Here is a 16214-nt window from a genome sequence, read left to right on the forward strand (position 1 = left end):
GACCCGATCCAGTGTAGACCATTCTGCGCGGAGCCCAGGCTCGCACAACTGACGTTAAGCACGGTATGCTAAGTTCTATCTATCGGATGCCGCAGGGAAATCAAAGCATGACTGACACATTGGCCGAACGCGCCCGCCGCTATGCCACCAAAGCGCATGGAGCGATCGATCAGCGCCGCAAATACACGAACGACCCGTATATTGTGCATCCACAGGCAGTGATGGAGATTGTCAGCAGCGTGCCGCACAGCGAAGAAATGCTGGCTGCGGCCTGGCTGCATGACACAGTGGAAGATACCCTCTCTACGCTGGCCGATATCGAAAGCCATTTTGGCCCGCAGGTTGCCAGCCTGGTCGCTATGCTGACCAACGTCAGCATCGGCAGCGCGGAAAATCGCTATCAACGCAAGAACCGCGATCGTCGCCACAGCGCCAGCGCCTCCCCACAGGCCAAAACCATCAAGCTGGCCGATTTGATCGACAACACCCGTTCCCTGTTGCAATACGATAGTCACTTCGCCAAAACCTACCTGGTAGAAAAACAGCGCCTGCTGGAAGTGCTGACCGAAGGCGATCCACAGCTGTGGCGGCAGGCTAGCTATATCATCGAACAGGGTTTGCAGGCGTTGCAAATGCCACCGCATAACGTCCCTGCCCGTTGGTTTGACCATGCCCGGCAGCGATATCAGGCAAACGAGGTGACGTAAACTTGAGATAGGAGGGAGACATAAGCACTGTGATGGCCCCTCACCCTAGCCCTCTCCCACAGGGAGAGGGGACCGATCGAGTTGACTATCAGTTACAGAAATTACCTGGCCATTGCCGCCAATCAGCTCCCTTTTAGGCAGGACAAAGCGATCACAGCACCCGACCGCAACACCGTGGCAGCTCCCTCTCCCTGTGCTGTCTCTTATACACATCTCAAGTTGCGGTCAAATGGCCGTAATTTGAGAAACATAGCAGGCTGATTTTAAAGAGAATTTTTCCGAGTGCCCTATTGATTCGCTTGAAATAATTCCCATAAAAAACAGTAAGATGCCGAGTTGTGTATAAGAGACAGCTCCCTGTGGGAGGAGACCGTTCGAGTTGACTATCAGTTACAGAAATTAACTGGCCATTGCACCCAATCAACTCCCTTTTAGGCAGGACAAAGCGATCGCAGTACCCGACCGCAACACCGTGGCAGCTCCCTCTCCCTGTGGGAGGAGACCGTTCGAGTGACTATCAGTTACAGAAATTACCTGGCCATTGCACCCAATCAGCTCCCTTTTAGGCAGGGCAAAACGATCGCAGCACCCGACCGCAACACCGGGGCAGCTCCCTCTCCCTGTGGGAGAGGGTTGGGGTGAGGGGCCTATTTCCCTGAGTAATTACTTGATCTTCAAGCTGCTGCCGTTGCTGTGGATCACATCGCGATACCAGTAGAAACTCTTCTTGCGGCGGCGCTCCAGGCTGCCGTTACCTGCATCATCGCGATCGACATAAATAAAGCCGTAGCGCTTCGCCATCTCCGCTTTGGAAGCACTGACCAGATCGATCGGCCCCCAACTGGTATAACCCATCACCTCAACTCCATCGTCGATCGCTTCCGCAACCTGCACCAGATGGTCGTTGATATAGTCAATGCGGTAATCGTCGTTGATGCTGCCGTCGGCCTCGATGCGGTCTTTCGCCCCCAGGCCGTTCTCAACGATAAACAACGGTTTCTGATAGCGGTCATACAGCACGTTGAGCAGATAGCGCAGCCCCACCGGGTCAATCTGCCAGCCCCATTCCGAGCTTGCCAGATGCGGGTTAGGCACCATGTTGAGGATATTGGCCCGGGCGGTCTGGTTCTTTTCTTCGTCGGTGGTCACGCAGCCACTCATATAGTAACTGAACGAGATAAAGTCGACGGTTTCGCGCAGCGCCTGCTTGTCTTCCTCGGTGATCGTCACCTGAATGTCGTTCTCACGGAAGAAGCGCTTCATATAGGCCGGGTACGCACCGCGCACCTGTACATCACCGAAGAACATCCAGTCGCGGTTCTGGCGCTGGGTTTCCAACAGGTCTTCCGGCTTGCAGCTCAGCGGATAAAGAATACCGCCCAGCAACATATTACCGATCTTACCGTCCGGCACGATCTCATGGCAGGCTTTTACCGCCTTGGCGCTGGCTACCAGTTGATGGTGGATCGCCTGGTAAATCTCGCTTTTGCTGCTGTCTTCCGGCAGACCCACGCCGGTGAACGGCGCATGCAGCGACATGTTGATCTCATTAAAGGTCAGCCAGTGTTTGACCTTGTGCTTGTAACGCTCGAACACCGTGCGGGCGTAACGCTCGAAGAACTCAATAAGTTGGCGATTGCCCCAACCGCCATACTTTTGCGTCAATGCATAGGGCATTTCGTAATGCGACAAGGTGATCAACGGCTGAATGCCGTATTTTGCCATCTCGTCGAACAGCCGATCGTAAAATGCCAGCCCGGCTTCATTCGGCACTTCTTCGTCCCCTTGCGGGAAGATACGCGTCCAGGCGATCGAGGTACGCAGGCACTTGAAGCCCATCTCGGCAAACAACGCGATATCTTCAGGGTAACGGTGGTAGAAATCGATCGCCACATCCTTGATACCGCAGTCTCCGGCAACGCGCGGCGTCAGCCCGCCAAAGATCCCTTGGGGTTGCAGATCTGACGTCGAAAGGCCTTTGCCATCTTCCAGATACGCGCCTTCTACCTGATTTGCCGCGACCGCGCCGCCCCATAGAAAATGCTGTGGAAATTTGCAACTCATCGCTTTCTCCTCAATAAACCTGATTAACGTAATAGTGTCAGCAGCGGTGCCTGTTCCTGCACCGGGCTTTGGCCGCTGGTAAGCACATCGACATAGTCGTCGCTGTTGCTGATGATGATCGGGGTGGTGGTATCAAAGCCCGCGGCGCGGATCGCCTCCTGGTCAAACTCGATCAGCAAATCGCCCTGTTTAACGCGATCGCCCTCTTTGATATGGGCGGTAAAATGCAGACCGTTAAGCTTGACGGTATCGATACCCACGTGGATGAGCACTTCGGCGCCCTCATCCGATTCGATGCCGATGGCGTGCTTGGTTTTGAATAGCGATACCACACATCCATTGACTGGGGCCACCACTCGGCCCTGGTGAGGCATAATGGCCACGCCTTTACCCAGCAGGCCGCTGGCAAAGGTGGCATCCCGAACCTGTTCCAACGGGATGATGTCGCCAGCAATCGGGCTGGTCACCTGCTGCTTGCGGTTGAGCGGTGCCTGTGGAGCTAGGGCTGGTGCCGCTTCAGCCGGTTGTTCCGCTGGCGGTACGATGCCGAACAGATAGCTGGCAATGGCCGCAAACACAAACGACACTAAGGTACCGGCAATCGCCCCCAGGACCGTCGCATCAAAGCCGCCCGCCGGAATGATCTGGGCAAAGGTGAAAATACTGACCAAACCAAACGAGTAGGTTGCCGTGTGGAAGTAACCGATCACCGCTCCGCCCAGCGCTCCGCCGATACAGCCGAAAATAAATGGCCGTTTGTTTGGCAGCGTGACCCCGTACACCGCAGGCTCGGTAATACCGAAGATACCGGCGGTAACGGCAGAACCCGCCATCACCCGCAGCTTGGCATCGCGGGTACGCAACATCACACCCAACGTGGCCCCCACTTGCCCCATCACCGCAGGCAGCAGCAGTGGAGACAGGGTGTCACGGCCAAACACGCTCATATTGTTGAGCATCAGCGGTATCAGCCCCCAATGCAGGCCGAAGATCACACAGACCTGCCAGGCCGCGCCCATAAAGGCACCGGCCACGATCGGGTTGAAGGCATAGATCGCCTGATAGCCGTTGGCCAGCATCAGACTCAGCCAGGTAGCCGCCGGGCCAATCAGCAGGAAGGTGAGCGGCACGGTGATCACCAGGCACATCAACGGCGTCACGAAATTACGCAATGCACTGTGCAACACGCGGTTAAATAGCGGCTCCAGGCGGCAGGACACCCAGGCGGCAAAAATGATCGGAATGACCGACGAGCTGTAGTTGATAAAGGTGATAGGGATACCGAGGAAATACTCCGGCTGGGCACCCGGAAGCTGAGCCGCCTCAAAAGCCCCCATCATCAACGGATGCGTCAACGCCCCACCAATAGCCATGGTGACAAAAACGTTACCGCCAAATTTCTTACCGGCGGTGTAACCCAGCATGATCGGTAAGAAATAGAACAGCGCGTCACTCGACGCAAACAGCAACTTGTAGGTGCCGCTACTCTCCAACAGCCAACCACAGGCCAAGCTCAACGCCAGAAAGCCCTTGAGGATCCCGAAGCCGCCATCACGCCGAGCAACGGGGTAAAAATGCCGGAAACCACATCGATAAAGCGGCTGAGCAGATTCTCCTTTTTTTCTTCTTGTGCGTTGGCAGACGTTTCCTCATCTGCGCCAAGCTGCACATTCAAGGCGTTATAAACCTCCCCGACGTGGTTACCTACTACCACCTGAAACTGGCCACCGCTTTCCACGACCATAATGACGCCCGGGTTTTTCTTCAGCGCCTCCGCATCCGCCTTGCCGTGTTCTTGCAGTTTAAAACGCAGACGGGTGGCGCAATGCACCAGGCTTTTCACATTGTCGCGGCCACCGACGCCGGCCAAGATCTCACTGGCTAATTCCTGATATTTCATGGTTGCATCCTTAACGCTTAACCTTGCTGCTCCCCAGCCACGGCGATGGCCAATCGTCGTGGAGGAATTCAGCGCAAAAAAAAACCTAAACCTCGCGGCCTCTGATCCCAACGTGGGGAAACAGAAACTCGAGGTTTAGGTTTTGCCTGCCAAAGCAGTGACAACCCTAAATCGGTTGAGCTATGACGGTAACATTCTGTTTTTCAGTGCGGCAAGGCTTTCCGCCACAAAGTTGCCGAAGTGTGATCCGGTAGACAAAATTCCCTGCCATCCCCCCAACGTTTTTGCACCGCTAGCTAGCCACAAAAAACATTACGTACTTTAACCTATTGCCAGGGTGTAATTTACAGTAAAGATACGTCATAAAACGCAACAAAAAATAATCTATTAAGGCTAAAACCATTAAATAACATTGAATTACGATTTAATTTCGAGCTATTTGTTTCATTGAATTTATCATTATACTCATTTTTGATTAGCCGCAAAACCCTCTCAAAACCCGATTAAATACTAAGTGAATTCTTAATCAATCTAGCAAACACATCAGAATTACTAACTAAAAGATGGACAAACATAGCTCGGAGTATTATTACTAGTCTCCAGAAAATTTGTTTTAGGGAAAGCAGTAGCCATGGCATTACGTACAGAACTTGGGCGGGTGTTAATTACTGGTGCCGGTGGCCGAGTGGCGACAGCGTTCAGGCAGTTTACTGGCCACCGTTACGACTTTCGCCTGGCAGAAAAAGAAGCTGGCCTGATCTCTCATTTGCGGTCCAATGACGAGGTACTGACGTTCGATATCACCAATATCGAGGCTTGCCGGGCAGCCTGCGCCAACATCGATACCGTGCTACATTTGGCCGCCGATCCCTCCGCGGATGCCGATTTCTGTTCTTCACTGATGAACAACAACATCCTTGGCACGTTCAACATCTTCCGCGCGGCGAAAGACGCAGGCTGCCAACGCGTGGTGTTTGCCAGCAGTGCACAAGCGGTAGAAGGTTATCCGTTGGATTATCAGGTGCGCCCGGACGATGCGCCGAAGCCAAAGAATATGTACGGGGCCAGCAAGGCGTTTGGCGAAGGGATCGCCGCCTATTTTGCCAATCAGGAGGGGCTTTCTGCACTGTCGGTGCGGATTGCCAACTTCACGACGTTGGAAGCAGGCCAGCAGATCAGCGCGCGGGATATGAGCGCCTTCCTGAGCCACCGGGATGCCGCCGACCTGCTCGATCGCTGCATCCGCGTTACCCACGTGCAGCATGCGGTGGTGCATGGCATCTCTAACAACCGCTATAAGCGACTGTCGTTAGAGGAGACCACGCGACTGCTGGATTACTACCCCGAGGACGATGCGTTTACCCTGCTCGGGTTTAGCTGAGCGGGCACAGTACGCTGCGCCCCTACGCTACGAGCCCGGTGAGGGAAGGTCTGCCGTTCACCACATTACGGCTTTTCAGCAATCTTGCGTAGGTACTCGTTATTTTTGAAGGCGATGATCACCATTTCAAAACAGACACGGGTAAAGACACCGCCAATGATCATGCCCAGCAGACCACGGAAGAACTCACCATAGAACATCGACCCGATGCCACCGACCAGGATGCCCAACAGGCAAAGCCAATAAACGCCGGTAATGATTTTCGGCGTCAGCATCGCATCAAAAAAGAAAATGTTTTTCATTGTGTATCCCTTCATTCGTTAAGGTTGACCGTTCCTGAGCGGCAAAGCGCCCTCAAGCTGGAATTAAGTATACTGGCCAAAGATGACAAAAGGTAAGAATACATGATGGATTGTTTTCCCTACGTTTAAAGACGTAGCGATGCTCAAGCCGGCTCTAACCCGGAAAAAACTCCCAAGTTAGAACAGATAACTCTACCCCTTCTGAATACTAATCTGCCAGCGGGCATCACCGGTCTGCTGGAAATCCGTCACGCTGTGTCCTGTCTCAACCGCCCAGCGCGGCAGGTTTTCCGTGGCCTGAGCGCAGTCATATTCAATCACCAGCAGGTCACCTGAACCCAATTGCTCAATGTGCTTTTTGGCTTCCATCAGCGGGAACGGGCAAAGTTTACCGGTAGTATCCAGAGTGATCGTTTTCATAGTCCTCAAGCCTCTTTTGTTTTAATCGATTGATTCGGAAGAATAATAGTGAAATAACTGACCACCCAACTGCCCAACAGGATGCACGGAATAAACAGCCAGCCCTGCCAGGAGAACCAGGCGGTATTGACGATGGTATTACCCAGCATACAGCCCCCAGCCAGCCCGCTGCCGATCCCCATCACCCCTCCCCCAAACAGACTTTTGATCATTGTCGGGAGGCCGGGTGAACGTAGCCGCAACTCCTGACTTCCCCAAGCAGCCACCAGCGCCCCGGAAAAAATCCCGATCAGCAGATAACCCGCCCAACCGAAGAAGCCGGTTTTACCCTCGGTGATTAACGAAAACAGCTGCGCACTGGGGCCGCTGATGCCTAAACCGCCAACCCGACCCGATTCCAAGCTGGAAGGCCATGCCAGCAGCGCGATCACGCCGATCAACACCGCGCTGACGAAGGGGTGCCAGCGTGCTTCGAACAGCCAGTGGGCAATGCCCTGTTTGCGCGGTTTGGGTTGCGGAACGGGAAAGGATTTACGTTTCAGGTAGCGCCAGACCAGCACGACCGTCAGCACGGTTAACAGCGCTACCGCAGGCCAGGGAGACATGCCGAATGTCTGCATCAGCGAAGCATCCGGTAAGGCAGGGGCGCTGATGGGAGCAAACAGCTGTTTGCCGCCCGGCTGGCGAATATACCAACTGGCAACAACAAAACCGACAACAGCAATCATGCTGCCAGCCAGCCCCTCGGCAGCGCGGTAGTAAGCACCTGTGGAGCAGGAGCCTGCCAGCCCCATGCCGATACCGAAGGTAACGCCACCGACCAGCGTCGCCAGCCAGCGGAAATCCCCACCGGGGAGCTTGGCCCAGCCGAGGGCAACGAAGGCGAACAAACCGATGCTTTGCAGGGTGATGATAATGAGGATAGCGAGGGTCATGCGCCCATCGCGGAACAGATAGAGGTCTCTCAGACCGCCGGCCATACAAAAGCGCCCGCGTTGCATGATAAATCCAAGAAGGAACCCCAGAAACAGACCTGTCATAAGGGAAAAACTCCTTTTTATGGCTTTGTAAACAGCGTGCCCTGGGTAGGGCGCAGGCATTTTACGCGCTAGAAATCGAGAAGTCATACAAACAGAAGGGATATTGAGGGCGCGATCGAATTATTGGATTTTAGATCCCAATGCTCTACCACTGCGTGTGTAGCGTTTTTGCATACACAGTGTATAATTGTATATCACTTTACTACACGGATACGACGATGAAACCTGAAACTAGAGAAGCCCCGATCAATATTCGGGCAAAAGCGTCTCAACGCGACCTGATCGACATGGCTGCAAGTCTCTTGTCGAAGTCGCGTACCGATTTCATGCTTGAAGTGGCTTGCCGCGAGGCGCAGGACATCCTACTGGACCAGCGTTTGTTTATTTTAGACGACGAACAATATGATGCGTTTCTGACCGAACTGGATGCGCCTATCACCGCTGAACGCCAGGCCCGTATTAACGACCTGATGAGCCGCAAATCGCCATGGGAATGAAAGCTCCCGAGCCCTTGTCATCCGGGCATAACCTCGCTGACTTTTGCAGTTCAGAGCCGATGCTTAATGAGTGGCTGAGAAAGAAAGCGCTTAAAAATCATAGCGCAGGAATTTCCCGCGTTTATGTTATTTGCGCAGAGGAAACCCATAGGGTCATTGGATACTATTGCCTAGCAACTGGTAGCGTTCAGAGGAATACCGCCCCCGGAGCTTACAGACGCAATGCGCCAGAGTCACTTCCAGTTATCGTTCTTGGCAGACTTGCTATCGATCAGGCGTACTCAGGTAAGGGTCTAGGGGTCGCATTGTTAAAAGACGCGATATTTCGGACAAAGAATATTGCTCAACAAGTTGGCGTGAGAGCGTTAATCGTTCATGCATTGAATGAAGAGGTGCGAAACTTCTACATCAAGTTCGCCTTCTCCCCCTCCCCTGAACACCCACTGATGCTGTTTTACCCAATAAAGCTTTAGTGCCAAAATACCTTTATCGGCATCATTCGTATAGCTTTTGGGTTCTATAGTCTAGCGTTGGCAAAAATTCAGCCTGCGGGGGAGTTCTGCTATCATCCACCAGATTGGGAGAACGCCCGGTATTGCACAGTAGAGGTATGATTTAAAGATGGATACAGAGGCAAGTCGTACAACGCAAGTTTTGTCGGTTTTTGATTTTGACGGAACGCTGACTCACCACGACAGTTTTATCCCATTTCTGCGTTTCGCTTTTGGGCGGCGTGTCTTTGCACGGCGCTTGCTGCAGCTGGCACAGCCTGCGTTTAAGCATATGCGCAAAAAACTCACCCGCGACGAGCTAAAAGAAACCCTGATTAAGGTTTTCCTGACCGGGGTAGATGAGCACTGGTTCCGTCAGCAGGCGGAGGCTTTTTGTTCGGCCTATTGGACCAAGCTGATGCGCCCTTCCGGGCTGATTGCGGTTGCCATGGAGGTCAGTTCCGGCGCTGAAGTCACGATTTGTTCCGCTTCACCGGCCCTGGTGCTACAGCCGTTTGCCGATCGTTTGGGCATCAAGCTGATTGGTACTCAGTTGGAAGTGGTCGACGGGAAGCTCACCGGGCGCATCACCGGCCATAACTGCCGCTGTGGGCAGAAGGTTGAACGCCTGGAAAGTATTTATGGCCCGATGGGGAACTATCATCTCAGAGCCTGGGGCGATACCCGTGGGGACTACGAACTGTTGGCTGCGGCTCAGGATGCTCACTGGCGGCATTTCCATCCGGCCTGGTCAAAGCGCCGCTCTGCGGTCAAAAGGCTGCGCGTGGCGGAGCCAAACGTTATCAGCAAGACCGATCAGTAAGCGTAAGAATTCCCAGCTCCAGCGATCCCTATTTGCCCCTCACCCCAACCCTCTCCCACAGGGAGAGGGAGCTGTCCTGCATCGTTGGTAGGCTTGTGCTACTTCGTAAAATTGGGTGTAGGAAAGGAAAGACAAGGAATGACATAGAGAAATCAGCGAACTCAATCGGTCCCCTTGGGAGAGGGAGCTGGTTATGAGCAACAGTCAGGTACCGTTATCGACCTACTCTCTACGCAAAAAAATAGCTGGTAGGGTGACGTGATCGATAAAAGAGAGCTGATTCAGTGCGGTGGTCAGGTAGGTTTCTGCAACCAAAATCGAACTCGATCGGTTCCCTCTCCCTGTGGGAGAGGGTTAGGGTGAGGGGTCATCACCGTACGCTAGTCTTTTGCTTAACTAACTAGAATTACCAAGTTAAACAATAATCCGGTCCGCCTTGGCCGCGTCATACCAGTCTTTAAACTCTTCCAGCAGCAGATCGTACAAACGGTCTTCTTTCATCGTGGCAAAATCATCAATCGCAAAGAAGTTGGTGTTATCCACCCGACGATCGGTGAAGGTATCCAGCTTTTCCAGCACGCCGTAGTTCGAGCCACCCAGGCCGACAAACTTCCAGAAAATCGGATAGTTGGCCGAGCGCTTGATCGCCTCTTTGATCTGGCGCGTTTTACTGATGCCACCGTCGGTAATAAACACCACATACACCGGCATATCGCTATGCTTAAACGTATCGATCAGCTCCTCCATCACCGGCGGCTCATTATTGGTGCCGCCCAGCTTTGGCAGGATCTCCCACATTGAGCGCTTGCCGCTGCCCTGGATCGCCTTGATATAGCCATCAAGATTATCCAGCGTCACATCGGGATATTTTGCGTGTTTTTCGGCAAAGCCCCAGACGTCCATCGAGCCGTCATCATCAAACTGCACGGCCAGCACGGCGATGCGATCCAGTACCGCCTGCACATTGCCCTTTTTGAACTGCCCGGTCATCGATCCTGAAGCATCCAGCACAAACGCAACCTTGGCCTTTACCGACTGCAGATTGAATTTAGCCAGGCTGACGGTGACGTTCTTCGCCAGGCTCACCAAATGCGGTGCTTTGTCCTGCAGTTTTTTCTCCAGGCTGACGGTCGGCGGCGGAGTAGCAGGCGCGGCTGGCTGAGCCACATCAACACCATAGTTTAACGCCAGCGGCTCCAGGCCACCGTTAAACCCTTGCCCCAACGCGCGCAGCTTCCAATTACCGGCATGGCGATAAATTTCGGCGACAATCAGCGCCTTCTCCTGACGACCTGGGGTTTCTACGCTGTATTGGGCAACGTTCTGCGCATCCATTTTCAGGTGTTGCAGCCCAGAAATCGCGTCCAAACCATCAATTACCAAAGTGATGGCAATCTTGCTGACATCGGCGTCAATTTTACTGAGATCTAACGAGAGAGAGCTGCTTTGGTGGGTGGTTTGTAAAACGACGCTGCGGTTGGGGGTAGCGGTTTGATTGAAGAAGATAAAATCGGCATCGCCACGGACTTTGCCCTCGGCATTCAGCAGGAATACCGCGGTGTCAGGCTCACTCTTAAAACCAGGGTTGGCGGGGTACTGCAGGGTCAGGTTGAGCTGGGTGCCATTGACCACCAGATTCTGGCCGGACTGTAAAATCATCAGGATAACCTCCTGTTAAAATAGCTTTTCCATAACGGGGAGCCCCTCACCCCAACCCTCTCCCACAGGGAGAGGGAGCTGAAAGCCCCTGCTCTGCTGGAAGAATAAAGATCATCTCAGCAAAACTTGAGCGCCCCCTCATCCAAAGTGACGCACGCGCCAGGAGAGGGAGCTAATTCAGTGTCTTAGATATTCACGCCATGCTGTGAAGCCAGAGCGGACAGGCCACCGGCAAAGCCTTGACCTACTGCCTTGAACTTCCACTCAGCGCCGTTGCGATACAGCTCGCCGAATACCATCGCGGTTTCGGTAGAAGCATCTTCAGACAGGTCAAAGCGGGCGATTTCGGTGCCGTTATCGTTGTTGAAGATACGCATGTAGCTGTTGCTGACCATGCCGAAATTCTGTTTACGCGCTTCGGCATCATAGATGGTGACGGCGAAAACCAGTTTCTTGACTTCCGCAGGCACTTTGCTCAGCTCAATTTTGACCTGCTCATCATCGCCATCGCCTTCACCGGTGCGGTTGTCGCCCTGGTGCTCAACGGAACCACAGGCACTCTTCTTGTTGTTGAAGAAGATAAAGCTGCTGTCGCCCAGCACCTTACCGTCATCACCAACCATAAATACGGAGGCGTCCAGGTCAAACCCTTGGCCATCGGTGACACGTGCATCCCAACCTAAGCCAGCCATGGCAATGTTCATGGTTGGTGCTTCTTTGGTCAGGGATACGTTACCGCCTTTTACGAGAGAAACTGCCATTTTAAAGCTCCTGCTTTGTAGGGGATGATACGGGCAGTGGTGTACTGCCCGTCATATTAACTAGCTTGTCGATCAGGACGCGTTGATGCCGTACTGAGCACACACGGAAGCCAAGCCACCGGCATAACCCTGACCTACCGCGCGGAATTTCCACTCGGCGTTGTTGCGATACAGCTCACCAAACAGCATGGCGGTTTCGGTGGACGCATCTTCTGTCAGGTCGTAACGGGCCACTTCAGTCTGGTTGTCATCGTTCACCAAACGGATAAAGGCACCGGATACCTGGCCGAAGCTCTGACGACGAGCCTGTGCATCGTGGATAGTGACCACAAACACGATTTTGTCGACATCAGCTGGGATCATATCCAGTTTGATTTTCAGAGATTCGTCATCGCCGTCACCTTCACCCGTACGGTTGTCACCGGTATGGGTAACGGAACCGTCAGAAGAAGTCAGGTTGTTATAAAAAATGAAGTCAGCATCACCGCGCACTTTCCCGTTTGCGGCCAGCAGGAATGCAGAGGCATCCAGGTCAAAGTCTTGACCATCGGTGGAGCGTGCGTCCCAACCCAGACCAATCAACACATTCTTCATGGTTGGGGCTGCTTTACTCAGGGAAACATTACCGCCTTTAGATAAAGAAACACTCATTGTTCTAACCTCTCAAAAAATTAAACTCATGCGAATTGATTTCAGCTGGATAGGAGATCAGCTCTCCTTTTTCTCCTCGGCGTCGGGTTTGCCTGGGAACATGACGCTCGCGATAATACCCACCGCAAGAACGCCCAGCACGACAAACAGGCTCGCCGTGGCTGAAATGCTGTACCCATGATGCCAGATGTGGTCGGTGGCATTAAGACCCAGTTTCACCGCAATGAAGAACAGCAACACAATAACGGCTTTTTCCAGATGCGTCAGGTACTGCTTCAGGGCTTCCAGCACAAAATACAACGTACGCAGGCCGAGGATGGCGAACATCATGGCGCTGTAGACAATCAGCGGCTCACGGCTCACGGCGATGATGGCCGGTACCGAGTCAAACGCAAACATCACGTCGGACAGCTCAACCACGGCCACACACAGCATCAGCGGTGTCGCATAGCGCCAGGCTTTGGCACCACGGCCAATGGTCACATCCTTGTTTTCCGGTTTAGCCAACTCTTCATCAACTTCTTTCTGGCTTAACAGGAAATCGTGGCCCCGCAGTTTCGGCCAAATCGGGAAGAACCGTTTAACCATGCGGTACGCCAGGTGTTGCGAGTAGTCTTCGATCTCATCACCGTCATCGCCGCTGCGCAACATCATCACCGCCGTCCAGGCCACGATCAGCGCAAAGACAATTTCAACGTATGGCCCGAGGCTGAGCAAACCGGTACCGATGGCAACGAAGATGCCGCGGAACACGATAGCCCCGATAATGCCCCAGTAGAGCACGCGGTGACGATAGCGATCCGGCACGGCGAACCAGGAGAAGATCGCCATCATGACAAACAGGTTATCAACCGACAGCACTTTCTCTAAGGCATAACCGGTGACAAACAGGCTGGCCACTTCGGCACCGTGGTGGATATACAGGAAACCGGCAAAGGCCATCGCAATGGCAACCCAGAACACAGACCATAGGGCTGCGCTCTTCAGCGAAATAGGCTTGTCATCGCGGTGCATAAACAAGTCGATAAAAATGGCCCCGACAGCCAATACAATGAAAACAATGACGGTTTCGGTCGGGAAGCCGATGTGCGTGGATACCATATTAACCTTCTGAAGATATTACATTAAAGACCGAATTCGGCCGCATCAAAGCCCAGAGCAGCCACGATTTCACGTACCGCTTTTTGCTCATCCTGGTCGAAGTCACCGTCGCTTTTGGCTACGGCGATACCCACACGGATGGCCAGTTGGGCCGCTTCCGGCTGATCTTTCAGCGCCAGGATGTACTTCATGGTTTCGCCCTTGCCGATTTCGACATCGAACTCAAAGCTGGCGATCAGTTTGTTAAAGAATTCGATGACTTCAGAAGTCTCGAACACTTTCAGCTCATCAGATGCCTGGAGGAACCCAATCATCTTCTGTTTTTCATCAGAGCTGACGCCGTCGCTGGCCACGGCGATACGTGCGCACACGGCCACGGTACCCTGCATGAACTTTTTGTTCTTGAAGCGGCTAACCTGCTTGGTCAGCTCGTCGCGGCTGGCATTGAATGCCCCTTTAACCTTGTTGAAAAAACTCATGGTGGAATCCTCTGTGAAATTGATTACTTTGACCCTGCTCTCCAGCTGAAACCCCAGCCGAAAGCCTGATCCATGTCACTGTGACCGTTAAAGAAGCGGTTAACACGCTCAACCTTGATGCTACCGTTCTCGTTAACCAGACGCGCAATGGCACACATGTTGCGATTGTTCTGGCCTTCCGACATGCGGGTTTCAATCGGTGGCTGGTCTGGCACGTGCAACGTCACCACGCCATCCGTCTTATCCCAGCTCGCGACCCCTTCGTAGATAAAGGCAAACACCAGCACTTCGCGAATATGTTTCCATTCGCGCCCGTTGATATGCAGCCATTCGCCATCCGAGATATCACCGGTGCGGTCATCGCCTTGCAGTTGGACAAACGGCTCGCGGTTGTAGTCACCAAAACGCTTACCGAGCGCCTGGATCACCGTTTTTTCCCCGTTGGCCATTTCAACAAACGCCCCGAGATCGAGATCGACGCCCTTGTTCGAACTGAACATCGCCCGTAAACCCGTCGGGCCGCTGCCGCGATGCCAGTTCAGGTTGATACGGATTTCCCCAAAGTTATCCCGCTTGGTCAGGCTGATAGCCGGTTTTTCTTTGGTTAACGACACTTTGCTCAGGCTGATTTTGGCTGGCTCCGGTGTTGGGGCCGGTGCAGGCGTTGGCGCAGGAGCCGCTGCCGGGGCAGGAGCATCCGACACATCCACACCAAAATGCTCAGCCAGCGGTTTCAGCCCGCCGTTGAAGCCCTGAGCGATAAAGCGGAACTTCCATTCGCTGTTGCGACGATAGAGCTCACCCAGGATCAAGGCGGCTTCCTGGCGGCCATTCAGCTCAACGGTGCCCACCAGCAGCACTTCGTTATCCGCTTCAATCTGGACCAGCAAACGTTGCAGGCCAGCGACGGTTTGAGCCCCTTCACAGGTCACCGTAAAGGCGACTTTCTGCACGTCTGGGTGCAAGCGGCTGACGTCAACCGCGAAGTTGGAGTTATGACCTTCTTGGGTCAGGGCAACCGTGGCGTCATCGCTCTTGGGCTGACCATAAAAGATCATGTCCGCGTCGCCCTTCACTTTGCCATCGGCATACAGACGGAAAGCGGAGGCATCGACCGATGCGCCGGACAGCACGCGCACCGTTAATAATTTAGATGGAACTGGGGCATTGGCCCCCGGAGTCATATTCATTAGCGCACCACGGTAGCTTTGATGTCTGCATGCATGTCATCAATGGTTCTGCCGCTGCAGGCTTTGCCATGCGCGGTAAAATCCCATTGGCCATTGTTACGACGAAGTGAAGCAATCACGATGCCGGTATGAGCGCCCTGCTCTTTCAGCTCATAACGCGCCAGTTCCTTTTTGGCCTGATCGACCACGCGGCAAAACGCGTTTTCCACATCGTTGAACGACTGCCCACGGAAGCTGTTGACGGTAAAGGCCAGGTATTCCACCTGAGCAGGCAGTTTTGCCAGCTCGACCAGGATGACTTCGTCATCGCCATCGCCTTCACCGGTCAGGTTGTCGCCGCTGTGCACCACTGCGCCGCAGCGAGACTTAAGCTGGCGGAACCAGATGGTGTCGAGGGTATTGCCATCTTTGTCCAACAATACGCAGCCAGCATCGAGATCGATGGCATCACTGCCGCCGCCGAACATTTTGCTCAGCAGACCGCCTTTCTTCTTGATCGGATCCCACCCCAGGCCGAAGTGCAGCTGGTTGATGGCAGATGACTGCTTGCTGAGCGAAACGGTCTGGTTCTTGGTTAATGACACCATGGTTTAAGTTCCTTCAAGTTGGTATTGAAAACAGTGATTTTTTTACACCAAATTCCATGAGTAGAAAATCATATCATGATGGTGTTCATGCACAACCCCATTTTTGCTGATCATCGAGCTAACTTTAGTTAAATCTATATTTTTAATGAATTTATTTTTTA

General features: G+C 53.4%; 16 protein-coding genes and 1 pseudogene. 5 read left to right on the top strand and 12 right to left on the bottom strand.

The genetic code is table 11. The features are described 5' to 3' along the window. The first annotated feature begins 107 nt into the window (after positions 1 to 107). Positions 108 to 707 carry an HD domain-containing protein gene (locus D9980_RS19090; RefSeq protein WP_121608135.1) on the top strand — a complete coding sequence of 200 codons (600 nt, stop codon included), beginning with the start codon at positions 108 to 110 and terminating at the stop codon, positions 705 to 707. A 663-nt stretch (positions 708 to 1370) separates the two neighbouring features. Here the strand turns inward: D9980_RS19090 and D9980_RS19095 are convergent. Together D9980_RS19095 and bglF are read right to left on the bottom strand one after the other, a co-directional pair. Beyond that, positions 1371 to 2771, bottom strand: coding sequence for a glycoside hydrolase family 1 protein (locus D9980_RS19095; protein ID WP_121608136.1), 1401 nt, complete (start codon positions 2769 to 2771; stop codon positions 1371 to 1373). Positions 2772 to 2794: 23 nt separating this feature from the next. Next, positions 2795 to 4671, bottom strand: a pseudogene (gene bglF, locus D9980_RS19100) (PTS beta-glucoside transporter subunit IIABC). A gap of 631 nt (positions 4672 to 5302) precedes the next feature. Between bglF and D9980_RS19105 the strand changes: the two are divergent. Continuing rightward, positions 5303 to 6052: an NAD(P)-dependent oxidoreductase gene (locus D9980_RS19105; RefSeq protein ID WP_121608137.1), complete on the top strand. Its 750-nt coding sequence runs from the start codon at positions 5303 to 5305 to the stop codon at positions 6050 to 6052. A 65-nt stretch (positions 6053 to 6117) separates the two neighbouring features. On the opposite strand, the gene D9980_RS19110 is transcribed toward D9980_RS19105, so the two are convergent. The 3 genes from D9980_RS19110 to D9980_RS19120 all read right to left on the bottom strand — a co-directional run bounded on the left by D9980_RS19110 (position 6118) and on the right by D9980_RS19120 (position 7814). Continuing rightward, complete coding sequence (locus tag D9980_RS19110; protein ID WP_021181593.1) at positions 6118 to 6354, bottom strand: DUF4282 domain-containing protein; 237 nt, start codon at positions 6352 to 6354, stop codon at positions 6118 to 6120. A 192-nt stretch (positions 6355 to 6546) separates the two neighbouring features. Next, the gene (locus tag D9980_RS19115) at positions 6547 to 6774 is read right to left on the bottom strand and encodes a sulfurtransferase TusA family protein (protein WP_121608138.1); all 228 of its coding nucleotides are present in this window, start codon (positions 6772 to 6774) and stop codon (positions 6547 to 6549) included. A 5-nt stretch (positions 6775 to 6779) separates the two neighbouring features. Then, on the bottom strand, positions 6780 to 7814 hold the full coding sequence (locus D9980_RS19120; RefSeq protein ID WP_121608139.1) for a YeeE/YedE family protein: 1035 nt from the start codon (positions 7812 to 7814) through the stop codon (positions 6780 to 6782). A gap of 218 nt (positions 7815 to 8032) precedes the next feature. Between D9980_RS19120 and D9980_RS19125 the strand changes: the two genes are divergently transcribed. The 3 genes from D9980_RS19125 (at position 8033) to D9980_RS19135 (ending at position 9625) form a co-directional block, all read left to right on the top strand. Beyond that, positions 8033 to 8311: a DUF1778 domain-containing protein gene (locus tag D9980_RS19125; protein ID WP_059199145.1), complete on the top strand. Its 279-nt coding sequence runs from the start codon at positions 8033 to 8035 to the stop codon at positions 8309 to 8311. Then, positions 8302 to 8784: a GNAT family N-acetyltransferase gene (locus D9980_RS19130; protein WP_121608140.1), complete on the top strand. Its 483-nt coding sequence runs from the start codon at positions 8302 to 8304 to the stop codon at positions 8782 to 8784. The genes D9980_RS19125 and D9980_RS19130 overlap by 10 nt, the downstream gene beginning before the upstream one ends. 148 nt (positions 8785 to 8932) lie before the next feature. Beyond that, positions 8933 to 9625 carry an HAD family hydrolase gene (locus D9980_RS19135; RefSeq protein ID WP_024485069.1) on the top strand — a complete coding sequence of 231 codons (693 nt, stop codon included), beginning with the start codon at positions 8933 to 8935 and terminating at the stop codon, positions 9623 to 9625. A 414-nt stretch (positions 9626 to 10039) separates the two neighbouring features. Here the strand turns inward: D9980_RS19135 and D9980_RS19140 are convergent, their stop codons facing one another. The 7 genes from D9980_RS19140 to D9980_RS19170 form a co-directional block, all read right to left on the bottom strand. Further along, entirely contained in the window at positions 10040 to 11284 is a 1245-nt protein-coding gene (locus tag D9980_RS19140; RefSeq protein ID WP_121608141.1) for a VWA domain-containing protein, read from the bottom strand. 185 nt (positions 11285 to 11469) lie between these two features. Further along, complete coding sequence (locus D9980_RS19145) at positions 11470 to 12045, bottom strand: TerD family protein (protein WP_021807716.1); 576 nt, start codon at positions 12043 to 12045, stop codon at positions 11470 to 11472. A 72-nt stretch (positions 12046 to 12117) separates the two neighbouring features. Then, positions 12118 to 12696, bottom strand: coding sequence for a tellurium resistance membrane protein TerD (gene terD / locus D9980_RS19150; RefSeq protein WP_021807715.1), 579 nt, complete (start codon positions 12694 to 12696; stop codon positions 12118 to 12120). Between the two features lie 57 nt (positions 12697 to 12753). Continuing rightward, entirely contained in the window at positions 12754 to 13797 is a 1044-nt protein-coding gene (locus D9980_RS19155) for a TerC/Alx family metal homeostasis membrane protein (protein WP_121608142.1), read from the bottom strand. Positions 13798 to 13820: 23 nt separating this feature from the next. Beyond that, complete coding sequence (locus D9980_RS19160) at positions 13821 to 14276, bottom strand: tellurite resistance TerB family protein (RefSeq protein WP_121608143.1); 456 nt, start codon at positions 14274 to 14276, stop codon at positions 13821 to 13823. Positions 14277 to 14299: 23 nt separating this feature from the next. Beyond that, positions 14300 to 15466 carry a TerD family protein gene (locus D9980_RS19165; RefSeq protein WP_121608144.1) on the bottom strand — a complete coding sequence of 389 codons (1167 nt, stop codon included), beginning with the start codon at positions 15464 to 15466 and terminating at the stop codon, positions 14300 to 14302. Beyond that, positions 15466 to 16053, bottom strand: coding sequence for a TerD family protein (locus D9980_RS19170; protein ID WP_021181601.1), 588 nt, complete (start codon positions 16051 to 16053; stop codon positions 15466 to 15468). The genes D9980_RS19165 and D9980_RS19170 overlap by 1 nt, the downstream gene beginning before the upstream one ends. Positions 16054 to 16214: the final 161 nt, after the last annotated feature.

Origin of the sequence: Serratia sp. 3ACOL1 (genome assembly GCF_003668775.1) — a bacterium.
GTDB lineage: Bacteria > Pseudomonadota > Gammaproteobacteria > Enterobacterales > Enterobacteriaceae > Chania > Chania fonticola.

What these genes read in the sequence shown, in the direction of transcription:
- D9980_RS19090 (WP_121608135.1), top strand. Translation starts at nt 108, where the DNA reads ATGACTGACACATTGGCCGAACGCGCCCGCCGCTATGCCACCAAAGCG.
- D9980_RS19095 (WP_121608136.1), bottom strand. Translation starts at nt 2,771, where the DNA reads ATGAGTTGCAAATTTCCACAGCATTTTCTATGGGGCGGCGCGGTCGCG.
- D9980_RS19105 (WP_121608137.1), top strand. Translation starts at nt 5,303, where the DNA reads ATGGCATTACGTACAGAACTTGGGCGGGTGTTAATTACTGGTGCCGGT.
- D9980_RS19110 (WP_021181593.1), bottom strand. Translation starts at nt 6,354, where the DNA reads ATGAAAAACATTTTCTTTTTTGATGCGATGCTGACGCCGAAAATCATT.
- D9980_RS19115 (WP_121608138.1), bottom strand. Translation starts at nt 6,774, where the DNA reads ATGAAAACGATCACTCTGGATACTACCGGTAAACTTTGCCCGTTCCCG.
- D9980_RS19120 (WP_121608139.1), bottom strand. Translation starts at nt 7,814, where the DNA reads ATGACAGGTCTGTTTCTGGGGTTCCTTCTTGGATTTATCATGCAACGC.
- D9980_RS19125 (WP_059199145.1), top strand. Translation starts at nt 8,033, where the DNA reads ATGAAACCTGAAACTAGAGAAGCCCCGATCAATATTCGGGCAAAAGCG.
- D9980_RS19130 (WP_121608140.1), top strand. Translation starts at nt 8,302, where the DNA reads ATGGGAATGAAAGCTCCCGAGCCCTTGTCATCCGGGCATAACCTCGCT.
- D9980_RS19135 (WP_024485069.1), top strand. Translation starts at nt 8,933, where the DNA reads ATGGATACAGAGGCAAGTCGTACAACGCAAGTTTTGTCGGTTTTTGAT.
- D9980_RS19140 (WP_121608141.1), bottom strand. Translation starts at nt 11,284, where the DNA reads ATGATTTTACAGTCCGGCCAGAATCTGGTGGTCAATGGCACCCAGCTC.
- D9980_RS19145 (WP_021807716.1), bottom strand. Translation starts at nt 12,045, where the DNA reads ATGGCAGTTTCTCTCGTAAAAGGCGGTAACGTATCCCTGACCAAAGAA.
- terD (WP_021807715.1), bottom strand. Translation starts at nt 12,696, where the DNA reads ATGAGTGTTTCTTTATCTAAAGGCGGTAATGTTTCCCTGAGTAAAGCA.
- D9980_RS19155 (WP_121608142.1), bottom strand. Translation starts at nt 13,797, where the DNA reads ATGGTATCCACGCACATCGGCTTCCCGACCGAAACCGTCATTGTTTTC.
- D9980_RS19160 (WP_121608143.1), bottom strand. Translation starts at nt 14,276, where the DNA reads ATGAGTTTTTTCAACAAGGTTAAAGGGGCATTCAATGCCAGCCGCGAC.
- D9980_RS19165 (WP_121608144.1), bottom strand. Translation starts at nt 15,466, where the DNA reads ATGAATATGACTCCGGGGGCCAATGCCCCAGTTCCATCTAAATTATTA.
- D9980_RS19170 (WP_021181601.1), bottom strand. Translation starts at nt 16,053, where the DNA reads ATGGTGTCATTAACCAAGAACCAGACCGTTTCGCTCAGCAAGCAGTCA.